At 58.5% G+C, this 18272-nt stretch carries 20 protein-coding genes; 8 read left to right on the forward strand and 12 right to left on the reverse strand.

The features are described from left to right. Positions 1-26: 26 nt before the first annotated feature. Entirely contained in the window at positions 27-1316 is a 1290-nt protein-coding gene (locus ACT3TP_RS08920) for an adenylosuccinate synthase (RefSeq protein ID WP_096285746.1), read from the reverse strand. A 155-nt stretch (positions 1317-1471) separates the two neighbouring features. Continuing rightward, positions 1472-2125 carry a Pr6Pr family membrane protein gene (locus ACT3TP_RS08925; RefSeq protein WP_146113366.1) on the reverse strand — a complete coding sequence of 218 codons (654 nt, stop codon included), beginning with the start codon at positions 2123-2125 and terminating at the stop codon, positions 1472-1474. A 177-nt stretch (positions 2126-2302) separates the two neighbouring features. Between ACT3TP_RS08925 and ACT3TP_RS08930 the strand changes: the two genes are divergently transcribed. After that, positions 2303-3106: a MerR family transcriptional regulator gene (locus ACT3TP_RS08930; RefSeq protein WP_444620429.1), complete on the forward strand. Its 804-nt coding sequence runs from the start codon at positions 2303-2305 to the stop codon at positions 3104-3106. A gap of 41 nt (positions 3107-3147) precedes the next feature. On the opposite strand, the gene ACT3TP_RS08935 is transcribed toward ACT3TP_RS08930, so the two are convergent. From ACT3TP_RS08935 to ACT3TP_RS08945, 3 genes are read right to left on the reverse strand one after another with little or no spacing between them, the layout of a single operon-like run. Continuing rightward, a complete protein-coding gene (locus ACT3TP_RS08935) occupies positions 3148-3483 on the reverse strand; it encodes a hypothetical protein (protein WP_096285753.1) in 336 nt (111 codons plus the stop codon). A 14-nt stretch (positions 3484-3497) separates the two neighbouring features. Next, positions 3498-4103, reverse strand: a complete 606-nt coding sequence (locus ACT3TP_RS08940; protein ID WP_444620449.1) for a response regulator — start codon at positions 4101-4103, stop codon at positions 3498-3500. Beyond that, the gene (locus ACT3TP_RS08945; protein ID WP_444620430.1) at positions 4103-5320 is read right to left on the reverse strand and encodes a sensor histidine kinase; all 1218 of its coding nucleotides are present in this window, start codon (positions 5318-5320) and stop codon (positions 4103-4105) included. The genes ACT3TP_RS08940 and ACT3TP_RS08945 overlap by 1 nt, the downstream gene beginning before the upstream one ends. Positions 5321-5466: 146 nt before the next feature. On the opposite strand from ACT3TP_RS08945, the gene ACT3TP_RS08950 reads away from it, so the two are divergent. After that, entirely contained in the window at positions 5467-6030 is a 564-nt protein-coding gene (locus tag ACT3TP_RS08950; RefSeq protein WP_444620431.1) for a small multidrug efflux protein, read from the forward strand. Between the two features lie 61 nt (positions 6031-6091). Then, complete coding sequence (locus tag ACT3TP_RS08955; protein WP_096285759.1) at positions 6092-6631, forward strand: TetR family transcriptional regulator; 540 nt, start codon at positions 6092-6094, stop codon at positions 6629-6631. A gap of 15 nt (positions 6632-6646) precedes the next feature. On the opposite strand, the gene ACT3TP_RS08960 is transcribed toward ACT3TP_RS08955, so the two are convergent. The 3 genes from ACT3TP_RS08960 to kynU form a co-directional block, all read right to left on the reverse strand. Then, positions 6647-7270, reverse strand: a complete 624-nt coding sequence (locus ACT3TP_RS08960) for a thymidine kinase (protein WP_096285761.1) — start codon at positions 7268-7270, stop codon at positions 6647-6649. A gap of 65 nt (positions 7271-7335) precedes the next feature. Continuing rightward, complete coding sequence (locus tag ACT3TP_RS08965) at positions 7336-8715, reverse strand: amino acid permease (protein WP_444620432.1); 1380 nt, start codon at positions 8713-8715, stop codon at positions 7336-7338. Positions 8716-8837: 122 nt separating this feature from the next. After that, positions 8838-10118, reverse strand: coding sequence for a kynureninase (gene kynU, locus ACT3TP_RS08970; RefSeq protein WP_444620433.1), 1281 nt, complete (start codon positions 10116-10118; stop codon positions 8838-8840). A gap of 106 nt (positions 10119-10224) precedes the next feature. Between kynU and ACT3TP_RS08975 the strand changes: the two genes are divergently transcribed. The 5 genes from ACT3TP_RS08975 (at position 10225) to ACT3TP_RS08995 (ending at position 14362) form a co-directional block, all read left to right on the forward strand. After that, on the forward strand, positions 10225-10710 hold the full coding sequence (locus tag ACT3TP_RS08975) for an Lrp/AsnC family transcriptional regulator (RefSeq protein ID WP_444617745.1): 486 nt from the start codon (positions 10225-10227) through the stop codon (positions 10708-10710). Positions 10711-11005: 295 nt separating this feature from the next. Further along, positions 11006-11452 (forward strand): hypothetical protein, encoded by a 447-nt coding sequence (locus ACT3TP_RS08980; RefSeq protein ID WP_444617743.1) that lies wholly within the window; start codon positions 11006-11008, stop codon positions 11450-11452. Then, positions 11442-12884: a sensor histidine kinase gene (locus ACT3TP_RS08985; protein WP_444620434.1), complete on the forward strand. Its 1443-nt coding sequence runs from the start codon at positions 11442-11444 to the stop codon at positions 12882-12884. The genes ACT3TP_RS08980 and ACT3TP_RS08985 overlap by 11 nt, the downstream gene beginning before the upstream one ends. Then, positions 12881-13549 carry a response regulator transcription factor gene (locus tag ACT3TP_RS08990; protein ID WP_096285769.1) on the forward strand — a complete coding sequence of 223 codons (669 nt, stop codon included), beginning with the start codon at positions 12881-12883 and terminating at the stop codon, positions 13547-13549. The genes ACT3TP_RS08985 and ACT3TP_RS08990 overlap by 4 nt, the downstream gene beginning before the upstream one ends. Positions 13550-13852: 303 nt before the next feature. Next, positions 13853-14362 (forward strand): hypothetical protein, encoded by a 510-nt coding sequence (locus ACT3TP_RS08995; RefSeq protein ID WP_444617739.1) that lies wholly within the window; start codon positions 13853-13855, stop codon positions 14360-14362. 457 nt (positions 14363-14819) lie between these two features. On the opposite strand, the gene ACT3TP_RS09000 is transcribed toward ACT3TP_RS08995, so the two are convergent. The 4 genes from ACT3TP_RS09000 to fbaA form a co-directional block, all read right to left on the reverse strand. Then, positions 14820-15659: a polyphosphate polymerase domain-containing protein gene (locus ACT3TP_RS09000; protein ID WP_444620450.1), complete on the reverse strand. Its 840-nt coding sequence runs from the start codon at positions 15657-15659 to the stop codon at positions 14820-14822. Then, positions 15656-16309, reverse strand: coding sequence for a DUF4956 domain-containing protein (locus tag ACT3TP_RS09005; RefSeq protein ID WP_096285773.1), 654 nt, complete (start codon positions 16307-16309; stop codon positions 15656-15658). Before ACT3TP_RS09005 ends, ACT3TP_RS09000 begins: the two co-directional genes overlap by 4 nt. A 364-nt stretch (positions 16310-16673) precedes the next feature. Continuing rightward, positions 16674-17087 carry a DUF3151 domain-containing protein gene (locus ACT3TP_RS09010; RefSeq protein WP_444620435.1) on the reverse strand — a complete coding sequence of 138 codons (414 nt, stop codon included), beginning with the start codon at positions 17085-17087 and terminating at the stop codon, positions 16674-16676. 2 nt (positions 17088-17089) lie between these two features. Further along, positions 17090-18112, reverse strand: coding sequence for a class II fructose-bisphosphate aldolase (gene fbaA, locus ACT3TP_RS09015; protein WP_096285777.1), 1023 nt, complete (start codon positions 18110-18112; stop codon positions 17090-17092). Positions 18113-18272: the final 160 nt, after the last annotated feature.

Here is an 18272-nt window from a genome sequence, read left to right on the forward strand (position 1 = left end):
TGCGACGGCTCCCAAATGTCTAGAAATTAATCCTTAAGCAGATCGTGGCGCACGATGGTCTGATCGCGGTCCGGACCCACGCCGATGGCGGAGATCCGCGTGCCGCTGATCTTCTCCAGGGCCAGAATGTAGTTGCGCGCATTCTCTGGCAGATCTTCCATGCTCCGGGCTTCGGAGATGTCCTCGGTCCAACCCGGGAAGTACTCGAAGATCGGCTTCGCGTGGTGGAACTCGGTCTGCGTCATCGGCATTTCGTCGTGGCGCACGCCGTCAACGTCGTAGGCCACGCAGACCGGAATCTGCTCAATGTTGGTGAGCACATCCAGCTTGGTCACGAAGTAATCGGTGAAGCCGTTTACACGCGAGGCGTGGCGGGCGAGCACCGCGTCATACCAGCCGCAACGGCGCGGGCGACCGGTGTTCACACCGAATTCGCCGCCGGTGGTCTGCAGGTAGATCCCCATCTCGTCGAACAACTCGGTGGGGAAAGGGCCTGCGCCCACGCGAGTGGTGTAGGCCTTGATGATGCCGATCGAACGGCTGATGCGGGTCGGGCCGATGCCCGAACCGACCGAGGCGCCGCCAGCGGTGGGGTTCGAGGAAGTGACAAACGGGTAGGTGCCGTGGTCAACGTCCAGGAAGGTGGCCTGGCCGCCCTCCATGAGCACCACCTTGCCCTCGTCCAGCGCGTTGTTCAGCTCGAAGGTGGAATCGATCATCAACGGGCGCAGGCGATCGGCATAGGACAGGAAGTACGCCACGATGTCCTCGACGATCACGGTGCGCCGGTTGTAGATCTTCACCAGCAGTTCGTTCTTCTGGCGCAGCGCGCCTTCGACCTTCTGGCGCAGGATCGACTCGTCGAAGACGTCCTGCACGCGGATGCCGAGGCGTCCAACCTTGTCCATGTAAGCGGGGCCGATGCCGCGGCCGGTGGTGCCAATGGCACGCTTGCCCAGGAAACGCTCGGTGACCTTGTCCATGGTCTGGTGGTACGGGGCCACCAGATGGGCGTTGGCCGAAACGCGCAGCTTCGAGGTATCGGCGCCGCGGGCTTCGAGGCCATCGATTTCTTCGAAGAGCGCTTCGAGGTTCACCACGCAACCGTTGCCGATGATCGGAGTGGCATTTGGCGACAGGATGCCGGCTGGAAGGAGCTTGAGCTCGTACTTCTCACCGCCGACGACCACGGTGTGCCCGGCGTTGTTGCCGCCGTTTGGCTTGACTACATAGTCGACGTGTCCACCGAGCAAATCGGTAGCCTTGCCTTTGCCTTCATCGCCCCACTGGGCTCCGACGATCACGATTGCTGGCATGGGATCCTCCCCCTTGCATAAAGCAGCGGTTACGGCGCTCTTCACGCCGTCCCGGCACGGTGCCGGGCAAAAAATATGCCCCTGTACTTCTCACTTGGCCCAAGGGGCTCAATGTAAGAGTTAGGGGCTCTTACGACCAAAGTTTACCGAAACGATTAGGGAATCTCGAGCTCAGCGTCACGGTGTCGTCCCCGCCGGCCATATGCGACGACGAGAAAGGCTATTCCCGCGAAGGCCACGGCAATGGAAACAACGTACAAGCCGATGACTCCGTATCCCTGATCCGGGTCGAGGAAGGGATAGGGAACCCACCCATCGACGGCCCCGCGAACCAGCACCACCCCGGTCCAGAGCAGCGGGTAAAGCAGGAGCACCGGTACCGCCGTGTAGGGCAAGGCCTTCCGCTCCTTAGCCAAGAGCCAATCGGCCAGAACCAGGATTGGGCCGAGAATATGCATCACCCAATTCGCCCACGGCAGCGGCACCCCGCCGGCAGCTCCCAAGGGTGCCAGCAAGGTGATATAGATCAGCCCGACGGCCACCATGCACATACTGGCCAAGGCCCGCAGGCCCACAACCCAGCGTGGCACCGCGGCGCCCTTGGCTAGGCCCATCGCCCCGGCGACGAGCCCAACGCCTACCACAATCAGGTTCGACTGGATCGTGAAGTAGCCAAAGAAATTCATCGCTTGCACCGGGCCTCGCGATGCGGTGTCCGCGTAGGTGGCCAAAATAGCGCCCAGGGTGACCAGCGCCCAGAGGATTCGAGCGAGGTTGAGATAGCGCACGGTTTTTTGAGGCGTCTTCACCTTCGAAGATTATCGCCTAGCGCTGCAGTATCCAATGGCTCTAGTTAAGCGACCTGTACATTCCGGGAAATTACCGGACCCAGGAATCGCCAATGGCACCCGTTGCGGTGCAACAATAGCCCCAGAACTAACCGAGGGCTTGACTCTCACACGGTGTCAGGGCGGAGAACTTAAAGCATGTTATCCATTGGAGCGTTTGCGCAGATCGGTCAGGTGACTCACCGGATGCTTCGGCATTGGGACACCGCCGGGCTGCTTGTGCCCGCCCACGTGGACGAGTTCAGCGGCTATCGCTCGTATGATCCGGCGCAGCTAGAACGCCTGCACCGGATCGTTGCGCTGCGGCAGCTTGGTTTTGGCTTGGAAGATATCTCGCTGATTTTGGATCAGGGAGTAGATGTCGACCGCATTGCGGCCCTGCTGCGCGTGCGTCATGCTCAAGTCGAGGCCGAACACCGGTTGGCGACCTCGCGGCTGCGAGATGTCGCCCGGCGTCTTGGCCTCATCACCAAGGAGAAACTCATGTCTCACATCGAGATAATCCACAAACCCCTGCCTGCGGTGCGTCTAGCGGCCGGCCGGTTTTCCGTTAGCGAACAACCCGAAATTGCCGGATCCCTCGGCCCGTTATTTGACCAGGTCGCAGGCGCACTTCGAGGGGCTTCGCTGACCACCCCGATTGCGCAGTACACCGGGACCGAAAACGGCGTGGACGTGATAGCCGGGTACCTCAGCGATGCCCCGCCAAGCGATGAATTTGAGATCATTGAGCTTGAGGAAGTACCCGAGGCGATTTGCGGGATTCACCTCGGCCCCATGGATCGAATCCATGAGAGCTGGCAAGCGGTGCATGGCGAAGTGCTTGCCCGTGGGCTCGTTCCAGCCGGCCCATGCCGCGAACTTTATGTGCGCGCAGAGTCCGAAGACCAGACCGATTGGGTGACCGAGCTTCAACAGCCGGTCACCGATCCAAACCGCTAATGATTCACCGGGGGCTTCTGCCCTTGGCTTCTGCTGCGAGCTCAGATCCATTGCAGGGGCCGCGGGACATCATTGTCTTCCATTTCCGGATGGCCGTAACGCCAGGCACGCTGCGCGATCAACAGCGCACCGAGCATCAGAAGCAAAGCCACCGCAAATTTCAGTGGTTCAAAAACGCTCAGCACGCTGGCAACCACAAGAATCATGGTATTTCTGCGGTATATTCGCGCTACGTCCCGGGCCTGCGTCTGGATAAAGACACCCACGCTCAGCCGATAGGCCAACGTTATGACTAGCTGCAAGAACAGTGCCGAAACATCTGCGAACAGCGACTGTCCAAATAAGGCAACCGCCCCGGACAGCGCGAACAGCGTCACTTCGAGTATATGTCTCAGATCCAGCCACGCTCTTCGGCCAGCAACACCGCTTGCTGGCGGGTAGCAACATTCAACTTAGCCAGAATCGCAGAGATGTAATTGCGCACGGTTCCGGGGGCAAGGCCGAGTGCCCTAGCGATCTGGCTCGTGGATTCTCCACGCCGGCCCGCGCGCAACACGTCCAGTTCCCGCTCGGTCAACGGGCTGCGCTCCTCGCTCAGCGCATCGGCGGCAACCTCGGGGTCGACGTAGCGTGCGTCTGCCGCGACGCGGCGGATGACCTCGGCCACCTCGTTGGCGCTTCGCGACTTCGGGAGGAATCCGGCGACGCCGGATGCCAGGGCCCTGCGCAACACCCCGGGGCCGGCATGCCTGGTCACCACAACACAGCGGGTCGCGGCCAACGTACCGCTCAGCCGGTCGGCCACCTGGACGCCGTCAAGTTCTGGCATTTCCAAATCGAGCAGGCAGATATCTGGCTTTAGTTTCTCTGCCATAACAACAGCCTGCGCACCGTCGGCGCATTCGGCAACCACTTCGATGTCGTCCTCTAAAGACAACAGGGCCGCCACCGCCGAACGAATCATTGCCTCATCATCTGCGATTAATACTCGGATCATCATTGCTCGTCCTTAGGACTCATCGCCGGCACCAGCACTACGACCGTGAACTCATGTTTTCCACGTTGCACCTGAACCGAGCCAGCGGCTTCGGCCACCCGGCGGCTGATCCCCTGCAGCCCCGATCCATCCGCACCATCCTTGGCAGCTGCTGCAACATCATTAGTGATCTCGTAGCGCCATTGGTCTTCCTCGCGCCTCAACGACAGCTGTGCGCGCTTCCCGCCGCCGTGACGGAGCACGTTGGTTGTCGTTTCACGAATGATCGGCCCGAGAGTGGCGGCCGGTGCCGAGTTTGCCTCGACAGACACCACGGCATTAACCGAAGTTCCGGCAGCCCTGAGCAGGTCAACCGCATTATCGATCTCGTCGCGCAGCGGAACACCACGGAAGCGCATGGCCAGGTCTCGGGTGCCCTGCTGGGCTTCGGCGACGCTTGACCTGGCCAGCCGCAGCTGTTGCAGCGCCGCCTGCGGGTCACGCCCCAGCAGCCGTTCGGAGAGTTCGAGCTGCAACGCGATCACCTGCAGGTGATGGCCCTGCAGGTCATGTACGTCGGTCGCAACCCGCAGCCGCTCTTGGGTGGCCCCCAACCGTGATTCCGCCGCCCGGGCGCGGTCAAGTGTGGCAAGCACGTCCCACCACCACAGTGAGCTGACGGTCATCGCTGGCAACACAATGGTCGCGATTCCCAGTGTCCACCAGCTGTCCCCCTTGGCGGAGGACACCGCTGGCAGGTCGATAAACCACAGCCCTCCAAGTAATACCAGCGTGGTGATGACCAAGCGCATGCGCACGCCGCGAGGCCAGTTGAGCAACATCAGCGATTGCACGATGGGCAACGCGCCCACCACCCAAAGCCCGCTGCTCAGACCCGCCACCAGCGCAAATACCGCGCTGATGAGTAGTGGAAGCAGGATGCTGCGCCATTGCGCTGCGGCTCCGGCAGTTTCATCTCGGCGCCGGTATTGCATCAGCAAGGGAATCGTCGCGGCGCACCACACCAGTCCCCCAATCGACATGATGGCCATGGAAGCAGTGCCCTTGTCCAGGTTGGCCAGCGCGCCGACCCATAAGAGCAGGATCGTGAGCTGAAACATCAACAAGGCGGCCACCGTGTACCACCAAGTGGCGGTGATTCCCGTACTCAGCCTGCGCGAACCAATCGATCCGGGGCCAAAGTTCTCAGTCGGATCGGCAGGTAAAAGAGCACTCATTTCTTCAGTATACGGGGATGACATTTGTCATCGCCCATACATGCAAAGCTCCCTGTCACAAGTGACATTTAGACACTTACCGTGGCACCGAAAACGCGATGAAATTGTATTACACACACATCCAGTGACCCACGACAGGAACAATAATGAACCTCATCGAATCCTTCCAGAACCTCATCTCCCAAGTTCCAGAAATCGTACAGCCACTGATCGTCGCCCTCGCCGGCGCAATGCCCTTCATCGAAGGCGAAGGTGCGGCAACCATCGGCATACTTGGCGGAATTAACCCGGTGGCCGCCGCCATCGCCGCCATCATCGGCAACTTCATCTGTGTGGCGTTGCTAGTGCTACTGGGTTCCGGTGCCCGCACCGCACTGGTCAACCGCAACCGAGCCAAAGAACCTGTCGCAGTAAATGGTGCCAACCGCACCGAAGACGCACAGCTCCACGAAAGCATTGCGCCGGTAGCCGAGGACAGCGAACGCAAAGCCAACCGCCGCATGAAATTCCAGCGCGCATTCGAACGCTACGGCGTGCCAGGGGTGAGCTTGCTCGGCCCACTGCTGCTGCCAACGCACTTCACCGCCACCATGCTCGCTGCCGCCGGCATCAACAAGGCACGCATCCTCATCTGGCAGGCAGTCGCAATCGTCGGCTGGACCACCGTGCTGTCCATTTTCATTGCCAGCGTAGTCAACGTCGCAGCCTAGGAAAACCCGGCCAGGTCAGTGCACACGGGTAGCCGATGTCACTACGTCTAGACTAGAAGGCATGGCACTAACTCAGCTGACCGTCGTGGATACCGCGGTCGATATCCTGCAACAGTTCGGGTTAGCTGACCTTTCCATGCGGCGTTTAGCCAAAGAACTCGAAGTTCAGGTTGGCGCGCTGTACTGGCATGTGAAGAACAAACAAGAGCTACTAGCTGCCGTTGCCGCAAAATTATTGAACACCGAGCAGCTACGTGTCATCCCAGAAAATTTTGCAACACCCGCCGACGCTGTTTTGCAGCTATGCCGCAAGCTGTACTTGGCTCTGCTTCCCATCCAGGACAGCCCAGAGGTGATCGAAGTAGCCAGCGCATTGCAAGTTGAGCAGCTCAATCCGGTTCTGCAGCTACGCGACTTGCTTCACTCTGCTGGTTTGTCCACAGAGGATGCCCGCTTTGGTCAGCAGCTACTGCTCAACCACATTTTGGGTTCGGTGGCTTACCGTCAAAACCTTGTGCAATTGGACGTTGATGCGCCACAAAGTGACGGTTTTGATTGGGGACTTCAGCGCGCAGTTTCTGGTCTTTTCCCACGCGGCTAACCCCACTAGAAAGACCTAGCTCAGTCGCCCGCCGGAAACCTCTAGGTAGCACGAGGCACACAGTGACTCGTACCAGACATCTTCCCCGTCGATAGCCACTTGGTCGCCGTCAAAAACAACCTGGTTCCCCACTCTACGAGTGTTAAACATTGCCTTGCGTCCGCAACGGCAGATGGTCTTCAGCTCTTCCAACGAGTGCGCCAGCTCCATTAATCGCGCAGAGCCTGGGAAAGCGTGAGTTCTAAAGTCCGTGCGGATCCCATAGGCAAGGACCGGGACATTGTCCAACACGGCAATGCGCAGCAGGTCATCGATCTGCTCACGCGTCAAGAACTGCGCCTCGTCGACAAGCAGGCAAGCGACCGGAGGCGAATCAACATGGGTGAGCAAGGCTTCAGGGTCCTCGCCGGAAGCGATCGCAGCGAACTGCTGACGCACATCGCCTCGGGGGCTGATGACGAAGTCGACCTCGCGTTCAATACCCAAACGGGAAACGATCGAGGCCTCCCCCTTGGTGTCGACGCCCGGCTTCGCCAGCAAGATACGCTGACCGCGTTCCTCATAGTTGAAGGCGGCCTGCAATAAGCTCGTTGATTTGCCCGAGTTCATTGCCCCGTATCGGAAATACAGCTTGGCCACAGTTGCCCCTTCAAAGTTCTGGCCTGCACCGCGCAGACCTCCTACGAGTTTAGTTGGCTTTTGTTCTAGGCCCGGACTTTGGCACGGCGGGCAAAAACCAACTTATAGAGCAGCGACATCACGACCACAAACGGAATGCCGAAGACCAGCGTGTAGCTGAACTGTTCGGTGAAATACGAGGTGGCCAGCAAGCCCGCGAGGAGTATCGCGCCGAGCAACGAAGCGGTCGGGTAGCCCGGCAGCCTGAAGTCCAGACGGATTTGTTCTTTGCCGATGTGTCGACGGAAGGCCAGGTGAGTTAAGAGGATCATGAACCAGGTGGCGATGGCACCAAAAGTCGCTAGCGAGATCATGATGCCCAGGCCTCCATCCGGGACAAGCCCGTAGACCAGCGCCGCGACCGCAATCCCGCCAGCAGACATCCAGACCGCGTGGATGGGCGAACCCTTCACGTTGAGCTTTCGTGCGAGAGATGGAGCATGGCCGGAATCCGCCAAGGAGTTGAGCATGCGAGTCGCCGCGTACAGCTGCGCGTTCATGGCTGAAAGGGCGGCGACGATCAACACGAAGTTCAGCACCGAGTCGGCGAAGGGAACACCCATCAGGCTCATCACGGTCACGAAGGGAGAACCGCCGTTGACCAGCTCGCTGGTTGGTGCAATCGCGAGGATCAGCCCCATGGTGAACACATAGAACAGCAACAGGCGCAGGAACGTCGTCTTGAAGGCTTTGCGCACCGCGATCTGAGGATTGCGTGATTCCGCGGCTGCAATGGAGATTGCTTCGATGCCCATATAAGAGAAAATTGCGACGATCACCGCATTCCAAGTGCCCCAGATGCCGTTGGCGAAGAACCCTGATTCAGCGCTGTAGTTGGCGATGCCAAACTGGTCATTTGGGTCATGGAATACCAGCCATGCGGCGATGATTATGAAGGCGACGATCGCGAAGACCTTGATCGCGGAGAACCAATATTCGGTGGTTCCAAAGAACTTCACGCTGGACATGTTCACCGCGAGAAGTGCCAGAGAGAAGACGACCACCCAGAACAATCCGGGAATATCGGGGAACCAGTACTGCATGTACTCCCCCACCACGCTGACTTCGGTTCCCACCGCGAAGACCAACGCGGACCAGTAAAGATACTTGGTCAGGTACCCGGCGAAGTGTCCAACGTATTTCTCCGCGTACACACCGAACGACCCTGCCACAGGTTGATGCACAGTCATTTCCGAAAGCGCGCCCATCACCAGTAGGGCGATGATGCCACCAATAATGTAGCTGATGATCACCGATGGACCGGCCAGCAGGATGCCAAGCTTGCTGCCCATGAATAGGCCGGTGCCAATCGCCCCGCCGAGGGCGATCATGGTCATCTGGGCCGTGGTAAGCGACTTTTTCAGCCCCAAGCCACCCGGTACATTGTTCGCAGGTTCAGTTCCCACGTTGCGCAGCACCCCTCAAAGAAAACGCAGCGAGGCACCAGCTGCCTCGCTGCGTTCAAGCGTACTATCGCCTCGGCCGTGCGGTTTTGGGAGCCGCTGGGCGCCAGCGCCCAGTATTCCTGCTATGTCACGGCATTTCGCACGGCAAACTCTTCGCGTTGCCAGTGGCCTGTGTGCAGAACTTCACGCAAGATCTCCACCGCATCCCAGATATCCGTACGGCTCAGAAACAGCGGCGTGATGCCGAAGCGCAGCACCGCAGGCTCGCGGTAGTCGCCAATTACGCCGCGTTCGATCAACGCGGCAATGATCTCGTAGCCGTTCGGATGATGGAAGCTCACATGGCTTCCGCGTTGCGCATGCTCACGAGGGGTAATCAGTTCGAGTCCGTGTCCGGCACATCGGGTCTCGACTAGCTCGATGAATAGGTCGGTGAGTTCCAAGGACTTCGCCCGGACCAATTCCATCTCGGCTTCCACCGCGATATCCAGGCCTACCTCGATCATCGCCATGGACGTTACCGGCTGGGTGCCGCACATGAATCGGCGTACATCATTTGCCGGGGTGTATTGCTCTGCCATTTCAAAGGGTGCCTGGTGGGACCACCATCCGGAGAGCGGTTGCCAGAAGCGGTCCTGATGCCGGGCGTTGACCCAGATGAAAGCCGGAGAGCCCGGGCCGCCGTTGAGGTATTTGTAGGTGCACCCAACCGCGTAGTCGGCCTTTGCGGCGTTTAGATCTACGGGAACGGCGCCGGCAGCATGCGCCAGATCCCAAATTGCCAGTGCCCCAGCTTGGTGGACCGCTTCGGTTATGGACGCCATGTCCCACATGGAGCCGGTGCGGTAGTTAACGTGCGACAGCGAGATGACCGCGGTGTCTTCGTCTAGCGCGGCAAGCAGCTCGGTTTCGTTGTCGATCAATTTCACTTCGTAGCGAATGCCGGTTTCTGCACCGACCGAGTTCAGCAACTCGGCGAGACCTTCTGCAATGTAGATGTCGGTGGGGAAATTGTCGCGTTCGGTGATGATCACACGGCGGCCCGGGCCATCAACCTGTTGGATGCGAAGCGCCGAAGCCAAGGCCTTGAAGAGGTTCAGGCTGGTGGTATCGGTAACCACCGTCTCGCCCGGATTGGCACCTAACAAGGATCCGAGTTTGTCTCCCAATCGAGTGGGCATCTCAAACCAGCCGGCGCTGTTCCACGAACGGATCAATCCTTGTCCCCACTCGACATTCACCACCTCTGCAGCACGCTCGGCGGCACCGGCCGGCAGTGGTCCCAGCGAATTTCCGTCCAGGTACAACACCCCGTCGGGCAATAGGAACCGATCCTTGAAGGAGGCTAGCGCATCCTGGTGATCCAATAGCTCCAACTGTTCGCGACTGACCACTGTACTCATATCTTGTTTGCTTTCTCTGAGAACTAACCGTTGCATTCATCGTAGAATCAACAGTGGAAGATTTGTTCAACTTTCGAACTTTCGCGAAGAACTAGGAGACCATTCCGTGTCAGGTTCAGCTTGGGCCAGCTCTGGACCAGCCCAGTCGAATTCCGTTCAGGTGGACGAAACCGATCTGGCGATTCTCGTCGAGCTTCACAAGGATGCGCGGCTGGCCAACAATATTTTGGCTCAACGCGTGGGCCTTGCCCCCTCCACTTGCCTTGGCAGGGTCAAGGCGCTGCGGACCCGCGGCATCATTGAGGGATACGAGGCAAGAATCAATGAAAAACTCCTCGGTGTCACGGTCCATGCCATGATCTCCGTGGTCGTAGCCGCACGAGCCCGCGACCGGATGCTCCACGCGGCTAAGAACCTAGCCGACCTGCCACAGGTCCGTGACGTATTTGTCCTAGGTGGCACTCCGGATCTGCTGGTCCGCGTGGCCGCCCGTTCCATCGATGAGTTGCGCACGTTCGTTGCGAGCCATTTGGGCTCCAACAATGCGTTTTCTTCCACACAAACGAACATCATTTTCGAACACCTGCGTTGAATCCCGGGCTGCCTTGAACAGCAGAATCTAGAATTTGAGTCGAACCCGATGATGGTTCAACGTGCGGCTCCCACGCGTCGGAGCATGCTCTCTGCAGCAGCACCGGGCAAGGCCCGCCGAGCAGCAGCGGTGACTCCAGAACCATTGCTCGCGATCAAACATGTTTTGCCGAACGCTACTCTGCTGCCATTTCCAAAGTTCGTGCCGCAAGTGGACCAGTATCGCAATCAACTATTTGTGGCGGCTTAGGCCACTTCTCATCTTGGTCTAATCTGGCTCAGAGACAATGGTTGGCATGGGATTGGAAACGTTGCGCCGCCTCGCGCTGTCGATCATCGTGATCGTCGTAGTGCTCTTGGGATTTTTAGGTATTCGGCAGGTCATCGCAGACCCAATGGACAAGGATCTGGGCAATGGCTTCATCATTAACGAAGATCGCACCTCGCCCACCAGCGAGGTTCCCAATTCCCCGACTTTTACCTCCTCCGAGACTCCCTCGCCTTCTCCCTCGCCATCAATAAGCGAGGACCCGACGAAGAGCGCTGTTCCAAGCAAGAGCACCGTCACGGAAACGCCCAAGGCAAAACCGACAAAGCAGCCCACGGTGAAGCCAAAGCCGACGAAGAAGCCGGTGGTCCCGCTGCCACCCTCGGCGAACACCTATGACGATGATGACGACGACTATGATGACGATTATGACGACGATGACGATGACGATGAGCTAGACGACGATGACGACTAGGCGCTCATGGTCTATTCGCGCACGGGTGCTCACCGGAATGCTACTAGTCGTTGGCTTGGCATTGCTCGTCGCCGGCGCTGCGAGCTACGCGGTACAACGCCACGAGCTGAACGAACGGCTCGATGACTCGTTGTCGCGTACCGTGCAGGAGTTCGGCGTACTGGCCGAAACTGGCGTGGATCCGCGCACCTTGCAGCACTTCGAAAAGGCCGAGGACCTGCTCTACACGGCCATGCAGCGCACATTGCCTTCACGGCATCAGGGAATGCTCGGCCTGGCCGGAGGCGAGGTTCAGTGGACCGCACCGGATGTCGTCCAGCTGCGCCTGGAGGACGACCCAGAATTTCTGGCTTGGGCCGAACAGAGCAAAACCGACAGCCATATCCATTTGGGGACCGTCAAGACGGAGATGACCACGTATCGGGCGGTGATCGTCCCGGTGCAGCTTCCAGAAGATCCAAGTTTCAGCGCATTTGTGCTCGCCTATGACTACCTTGGAGAAGCACGCGCCGATGACCGGAATTTTGCTATTTTCTCTGCCGTTGGGGTCCTGGTGATGGCGCTTGCGGCCGGTGCCTCGTGGCTGGTGGTGAATCGGACCCTGGAGCCGATACGCAGGCTGCAGACCACCGCGCATCAAATCTCGGAAAGCGACCTCTCGCGGCGAATCGAAGTCACCGGGAATGATGAATTCGCCGAGCTGACGGTGACCATTAACGAAATGCTTGACCGCTTGGAAAGTGCGCTGAAGTCGCAGCGGCAGCTGCTCGACGATGTCGGGCATGAACTGCGCACCCCGGTCACGATCGTCAGCGGCCACCTGGAGCTCATGGACACGCGCGACCCGGAAGATGTGCAGCAGAGCAAAGAAATAGCGCTGGATGAGATGGGGCGTATGAGCCTGCTCATCAATGATCTGGTCATGTTGGCTAAATCCAATCGAGCAGACTTCATCCAGCCTCAGCCAACCGAGGTTGGCACGCTATTGGACGACATTCTGGACAAAGCCCGGGGCTTGGGCGATCGCCACTGGAGAGTGGATTATCGTTCCGAATCCACGGTTAACCTGGACCAAACGCGCATTACCCAAGCCATGCTGCAGCTCTGCGCCAATGCTGTGAAGTTTTCCCCGGAAGGAACGCGAATCGGGTTGGGCAACGAAGTGCTTCGAGACGGCCACGGGGATACCTTATTGCGCTGGTGGGTCTCGGATACCGGTGTCGGCATCCAGCCCGATGACATCGATCGCATTTTCGAGCGCTTCGGCCGAGGCAAGAATTCGGTCCGCGCAGATGGATCGGGGCTAGGCCTCAATATTGTCTCTGCAATTGCCACCGCCCATGGCGGCCGTGTCTGGGTGGATTCCGAACCGAATAAGGGCTCCACGTTCTATATCGATATCCCACTAACTACACGAGGTACCGAAGCATGAGTCGAATCCTGATCATTGAAGATGAACCTCGCATTAGTTCATTTGTCGCCAAAGGGTTACGTGCCGCAGGGCTGACTTCAGCAGTTGCCGGGACCGGGCGCGACGGCTTCGATCTGGCCCTGGACGGCGACTACGAACTGATCATCTTGGACCTCGGATTGCCCGATGAAGATGGCTTCTCGGTGCTGCGGCGGATGCGTGCAGCGCAGATCGAAACGCCAGTGATCATTCTTACCGCGCGAGGCAGCGTGGAAGACACCGTCACCGGTTTGCAGAACGGCGCCGATGACTACATGGCAAAACCGTTCCATTTTGACGAGCTGCTGGCCCGGGTTCGCTTGCGCCTGCGTACCGAAGATAGCGCCAGCGAATCTTCGGTACTGAACCACGGCGACTTGGAAATGGATTTATTGCGCCGCCGGGTCACCATCGCGGATAAGGAAATTGAACTGTCCGCCCGAGAATTCGCCCTAGCCGAGGCATTCTTGCGCAATCCAGGCCAGGTGCTCAGCCGCGAGCAGCTGCTATCTCGTGTTTGGGGCTATGACTTTGATCCGGGCTCGAATGTGGTGGACGTTTACGTGCGCTACCTGCGCAACAAACTCGGCGGGGAACGCTTTGAAACCGTGCGCGGGGTCGGATACCGGCTAGCCGCCACGCGCTAGTGCGCAAAACCCTTGGAGAACATTTTAGCCACCGGGACCGAACGACTCCAGAATCAGCCTCCGGTCACTCCAACAGCCAGCCACCAAGTCTCTTCGCGTTGGACTCGGACTGAACTTTTAGTGCCCTCGACGAGGATCAGCGTAGCCCGGAAAAATGGTCGGGCTACTTGACATTCGGCGGCGTTCATCATGTTATGTAAAGCAAACAGGTGAAAATGGCTCGTGAGAATTCTTTTGAGAACCAAGACGCATTCTTCTCAATGGTCGGCGATGAGCATGGAAACAACCAGGAGCTGATAGATCATGAATCAATCAACAAGGCCACTTGTGAACCAGGAATCGGTGCCAGCATCTCTGAGCGAGAGCCGCGACTGGAGCACCCAGAGGTTCCTGGACAATCAGAACCGGCAGGCGGAACGCGAAACGGAATGGGAGTCGAACCCATCTTCGTGGATGACGCCGAGCGAATGCCCGTGGAACGAGACTCTGTCCGAGCGGTTCGAGAGGGAATACGAGGACGTCCCGACTCTATTGGACGTAATGGCGACGGTCCTGTACCCGGAGATGACCGAGGAATTCATGGAGACGATGATCCAGAATTTGATGTTCAAAAAGGGAATATTGGATCCGAACTTCCCGGACCTGTTCGAGTTGAGCGAGTACCACCAGGCGACGAGGAGCCAGAATCAGGACAGCAACGAGAAGATGGATCTGATCGCGAAGGAAGTCATCAACTTTCTGAACGAGAAGAAAATCCGGTACTCAACCTCGGAGAATCCAGTGTTCCCGTCGTTGGTCGCGAAGATGAAGTAGCGTCCCAGAAGCCTCATTTGTCAGTACACACCAAAGCACGGTTCCCTCCCGATTTGTAGGCCAACCCGGCCTTGGAGCACCTAAAAACGAGCGTGAACGAGGTCAATCGAATCTCGTAGCGCTGGCCATCTTATTGACCAGCCGCAAAGCGGCTCAACACGCCCTTCTTCACTTCAAAGGAGTTTCGGGGTTCTTGGGTTTTTCCAAAAGACATAAACGGCCATCGTTGATAAACCCGACGTACAGTACAGGCCCCCTCACGGACTCCCCGCTCGGACGTTGCTGTCTAAAACCCGAAACCTTGCTCGAATAAGTCAGCGAGTCATTTTTCGGGTTTGCGTCAGTGCGCTTCGTGAACTCATTGAAAAACGTCCCAGATGCTGGCCACTGATTTCGCTATCCAACTTCTGGGGAGCAGTTCATATAGGAGAATCCCCAGGGCGGCACACCTTGGCGTTTAGCTGCGTACTGCCGTCCTGCGAGGTGCCGGATAAGACACCGGGCGGTGCCGTGCGCCGAAGCGTTGTTCCAAGAGGCGGCTCCAGCGGTTAGCAGGCAGTTCCGGATGCAATAACGCGATGCCGATGCAGTACTTCGACATGCTGACCTCGCGGATGCCCAAATCGGCAAGCGCTCGGTCTGAAGCTCCACGTCCGTCGGCAGATTTGGTTTCCACGACGATCAGATCTGGTCCGGCGATCTGCTGCTCACCATTCGCGTAGCTCAATTCCACATCGCAGGTTACTCGTTCACCGTCGATGGGGTTTACGAAAGTCGCACGAACATAGGAGCTATCGAGCACCGGCGCCAAGTCCGGCGCTTCCTCTCCGTACTCGGTTGCCAGTACCTGTTCGAGGAACTCGGCGTTCTCAGCGGTCAGCTCGCCAGCCAACTGCGGATCTTGTTCCACGCGGTGTTTCACGGTGGATCCGCGAAGTCCCTTGGTCTTGATCTCGAACATCGACAATCCGGTGTCCGCGTAGGTACGCGAGCGGACCTTATAACGTCTGCGACGGCCCTGGCGGTGAGCCCGGTACTGTTCGAAGTCCTCGGTGTCGAAGTACACGGATTCATAGCGGAAGGTGCGAAGCCCGTCGATCTCCATGATCTTGAAACCATCCCCTAGGCGCTCCGAGAGGGCGGTAAATTCACCTGGAGTGAGCAGAAACTTGCGGTCCACGCGTGTCTGCAGGGCAGCTTCCGAAATGACTTCCGCTAATCCTATCGGCGAGCGGTCAGTGACGGCCGCTTCAATGGCTTCACGCGCGCAGGAGTCGGTTCTCACCTCGGCGGTCATTTGGACCACGACTCCTGCTTGGCGGTGTTATCCGAGGCAGGCAACGTATTGGCCAGTTCATAGGTTCCCGAGAAGACATCGGTTTTGACCTTCGGCTTGCTGGCCTGATTCGTGCGAAAACGTACATCTACGATGGTCAGATCGCGAACCATGTCGAGCTCAATGACCACGGTGCGCAACACCTTCGCGTTAAGCAGTTTTTCCAGCGCGGCCACCAATTCATGCTTCTGCGGGTAGGCCTTCTCCAAGGTCACCGTCTGGCGATCCGTGCGAGGTGCAAAGCGCGGGTGGTCGGCGAGGAACATGACCAGCACCAACGCGCCGGTGGCGGCCGGTGCCAGCCAGGCCGGATCCGGATGAAGTCCGTTGACCAGGCCAATCGCCAGCGAGATGAAGTAATAAGCGACCTCTTCTTGGGTCAAGGTATCCGAACGCAGCCTAATGATCGAGAGGATGCCGAAGAGGCCAAGCCCCAAGCCCATTCCAGCTCCGCTGCCCGAAAGCAGCATTGTCACGGCGAAAATACCCATGCTCAAGGCGATGTAGGCCAAAACCAGATCTCGCCGGAAGTGACGGCGGAAATATACGAAATAGACGAGGACGGTAATGCCGATAACGTTAGAAGCTAGTGCCAACCAGAATGACAGCATGGCGGATTCCCTTCACTGCGATGATGTGGTGATTCGTTCACTAAATTGAACTTTAGGTTAACAAGATGAGCCCTAAAGTAGAACTTGATGAGAACGATCTCATTTTCATCCAGTGGGGATACTTTTCTGACCTTCCCCTCCAACTACTTCTGCAAAAACAAGTCAAACAGAGAATCCGGGGTCGAAATCGCCACCAAATCCCCGCTCGGTAGCATCCGGAATATGAAGCGTGGCTCGGTTTGCAGATGGCTTGCAAGCTCAATGCTCTTCTCTTCCGGTTAAAGGACACTTTGCGAACAGCATTCAGGAATTAAAAAGACGGACGAAAACCCGAATGGTTTTCGTCCGTCTTATTAATCCGTTACTACTCGGCTTCGATTGCGCCCTTTGCGCTGGAATCCGAATCGTTGAGGAATTTCTCGATTCGCTCGACTTCCTCGGCTTCGCCGATGGCTGCGGCCGCTCGACCCAACGCATAGAGCGAACGGAGGAAACCGCGGTTTGGTTCATGGCGCCAAGGGACCGGCCCCTGTCCACGCCAGCCTGATTTGCGCAACGAGTCCAAGCCACGGTGGTAGCCGACGCGGGCGAACGCGTAGGATTCCACAACACGGCCTTCGCTGTGTGCTTCGTTGGCGAGCAATGCCCAGACCAGCGAAGATGCAGGGAACTGAGCAGCAAGATCTACCGCTTCGTCACCGGCTTCGTAGCGTGCCAGTAAGTCGGTTTCCTCGGGCAGCAGTGTCTCTGGGATACCCAGTAGATTCTCTCCGGCCATTATTACTTCAGCGACTTTCCGGCCGAGCCGAGCTGACGTGCACCCTCAACGATGCGAGCCGCCATTGACTCTTCAGCCTTGGCGCCCCAGACGCGTGGGTCATAGGTCTTCTTGTTGCCGACTTCGCCGTCGATCTTCAGCACGCCGTCGTAGTTGGCAAGCATGTGGCCTGCCACCGGGCGAGTGAAGGCATACTGGGTGTCGGTATCGATGTTCATCTTGATGACACCGTAGGACACCGCGTCGGCAATTTCCTTATCGGAGGAGCCCGAACCGCCGTGGAAGACGAGATCGAAGGGGTTGGCCTTGCCGATCTTGGCGCCAACCTGAGCCTGGATGTCCTTCAGAATCTCTGGACGCAGCTTGACATTGCCTGGCTTGTACACGCCGTGCACGTTGCCGAAAGTCAGCGCGGTGATGTAGCGGCCCTTTTCACCGGCGCCCAGGGCGTCGATGGTAGCCAAGGCGTCCTCAACGGTGGAGTACAGCTTGTCGTTGATGGCGTTCTCCACGCCGTCTTCTTCGCCGCCAACTGCGCCGATCTCGACTTCGAGGATCTGCTTGGCGGCAGCGGTGCGCGGCAGCAGCTCGGCTGCGATGCGCAGGTTCTCTTCGAGGGTTTCGGCCGAGCCGTCCCACATGTGCGAGTTGAAGAATGGGTCGCGGCCGGCGGCGACCTCTGCCTCGGAGGCTGCAAGCAACGGCAGCACGAAGGAGTCCAGCTTGTCGGCCGGGCAGTGGTCGGTGTGCAACGCGATGTTCACGCCGTAGCTCTTGGCGACCTGGCGGGCGAAGGCGGCAAAACCGAGCGAGCCGGTCACCATGTCTTTGATGGAGGCACCGGACCAGTAGGCTGCGCCACCGGTGGATACCTGGATGATGCCATCCGATTCGGCTTCGGCGAAGCCGCGGATTGCGGCGTTCAGCGTCTGCGAGCTGGTGACGTTGACCGCCGGGAAGGCGTACCCGCCAGCCTTGGCGGCATCGATCATTGCATTGTACTTATCGGGGGTTGCGATAGGCATGCTTCACTCCTTGTGATTAGCGAGGGTGGACGCGTCGCCTTTGACGGCGTTTCTCACCCCATCCTATCGGCAGCGGGGCGTGACGTGGCGTAGATCTCCGAACGTGACACGTGATGAAGCGTATTGGAGCAGAAAACCGCGGGTGGAAGCCAGCCTTTGG

Source organism: Glutamicibacter sp. AOP38-B1-38, from assembly GCF_052377485.1.
GTDB lineage: Bacteria > Actinomycetota > Actinomycetes > Actinomycetales > Micrococcaceae > Glutamicibacter.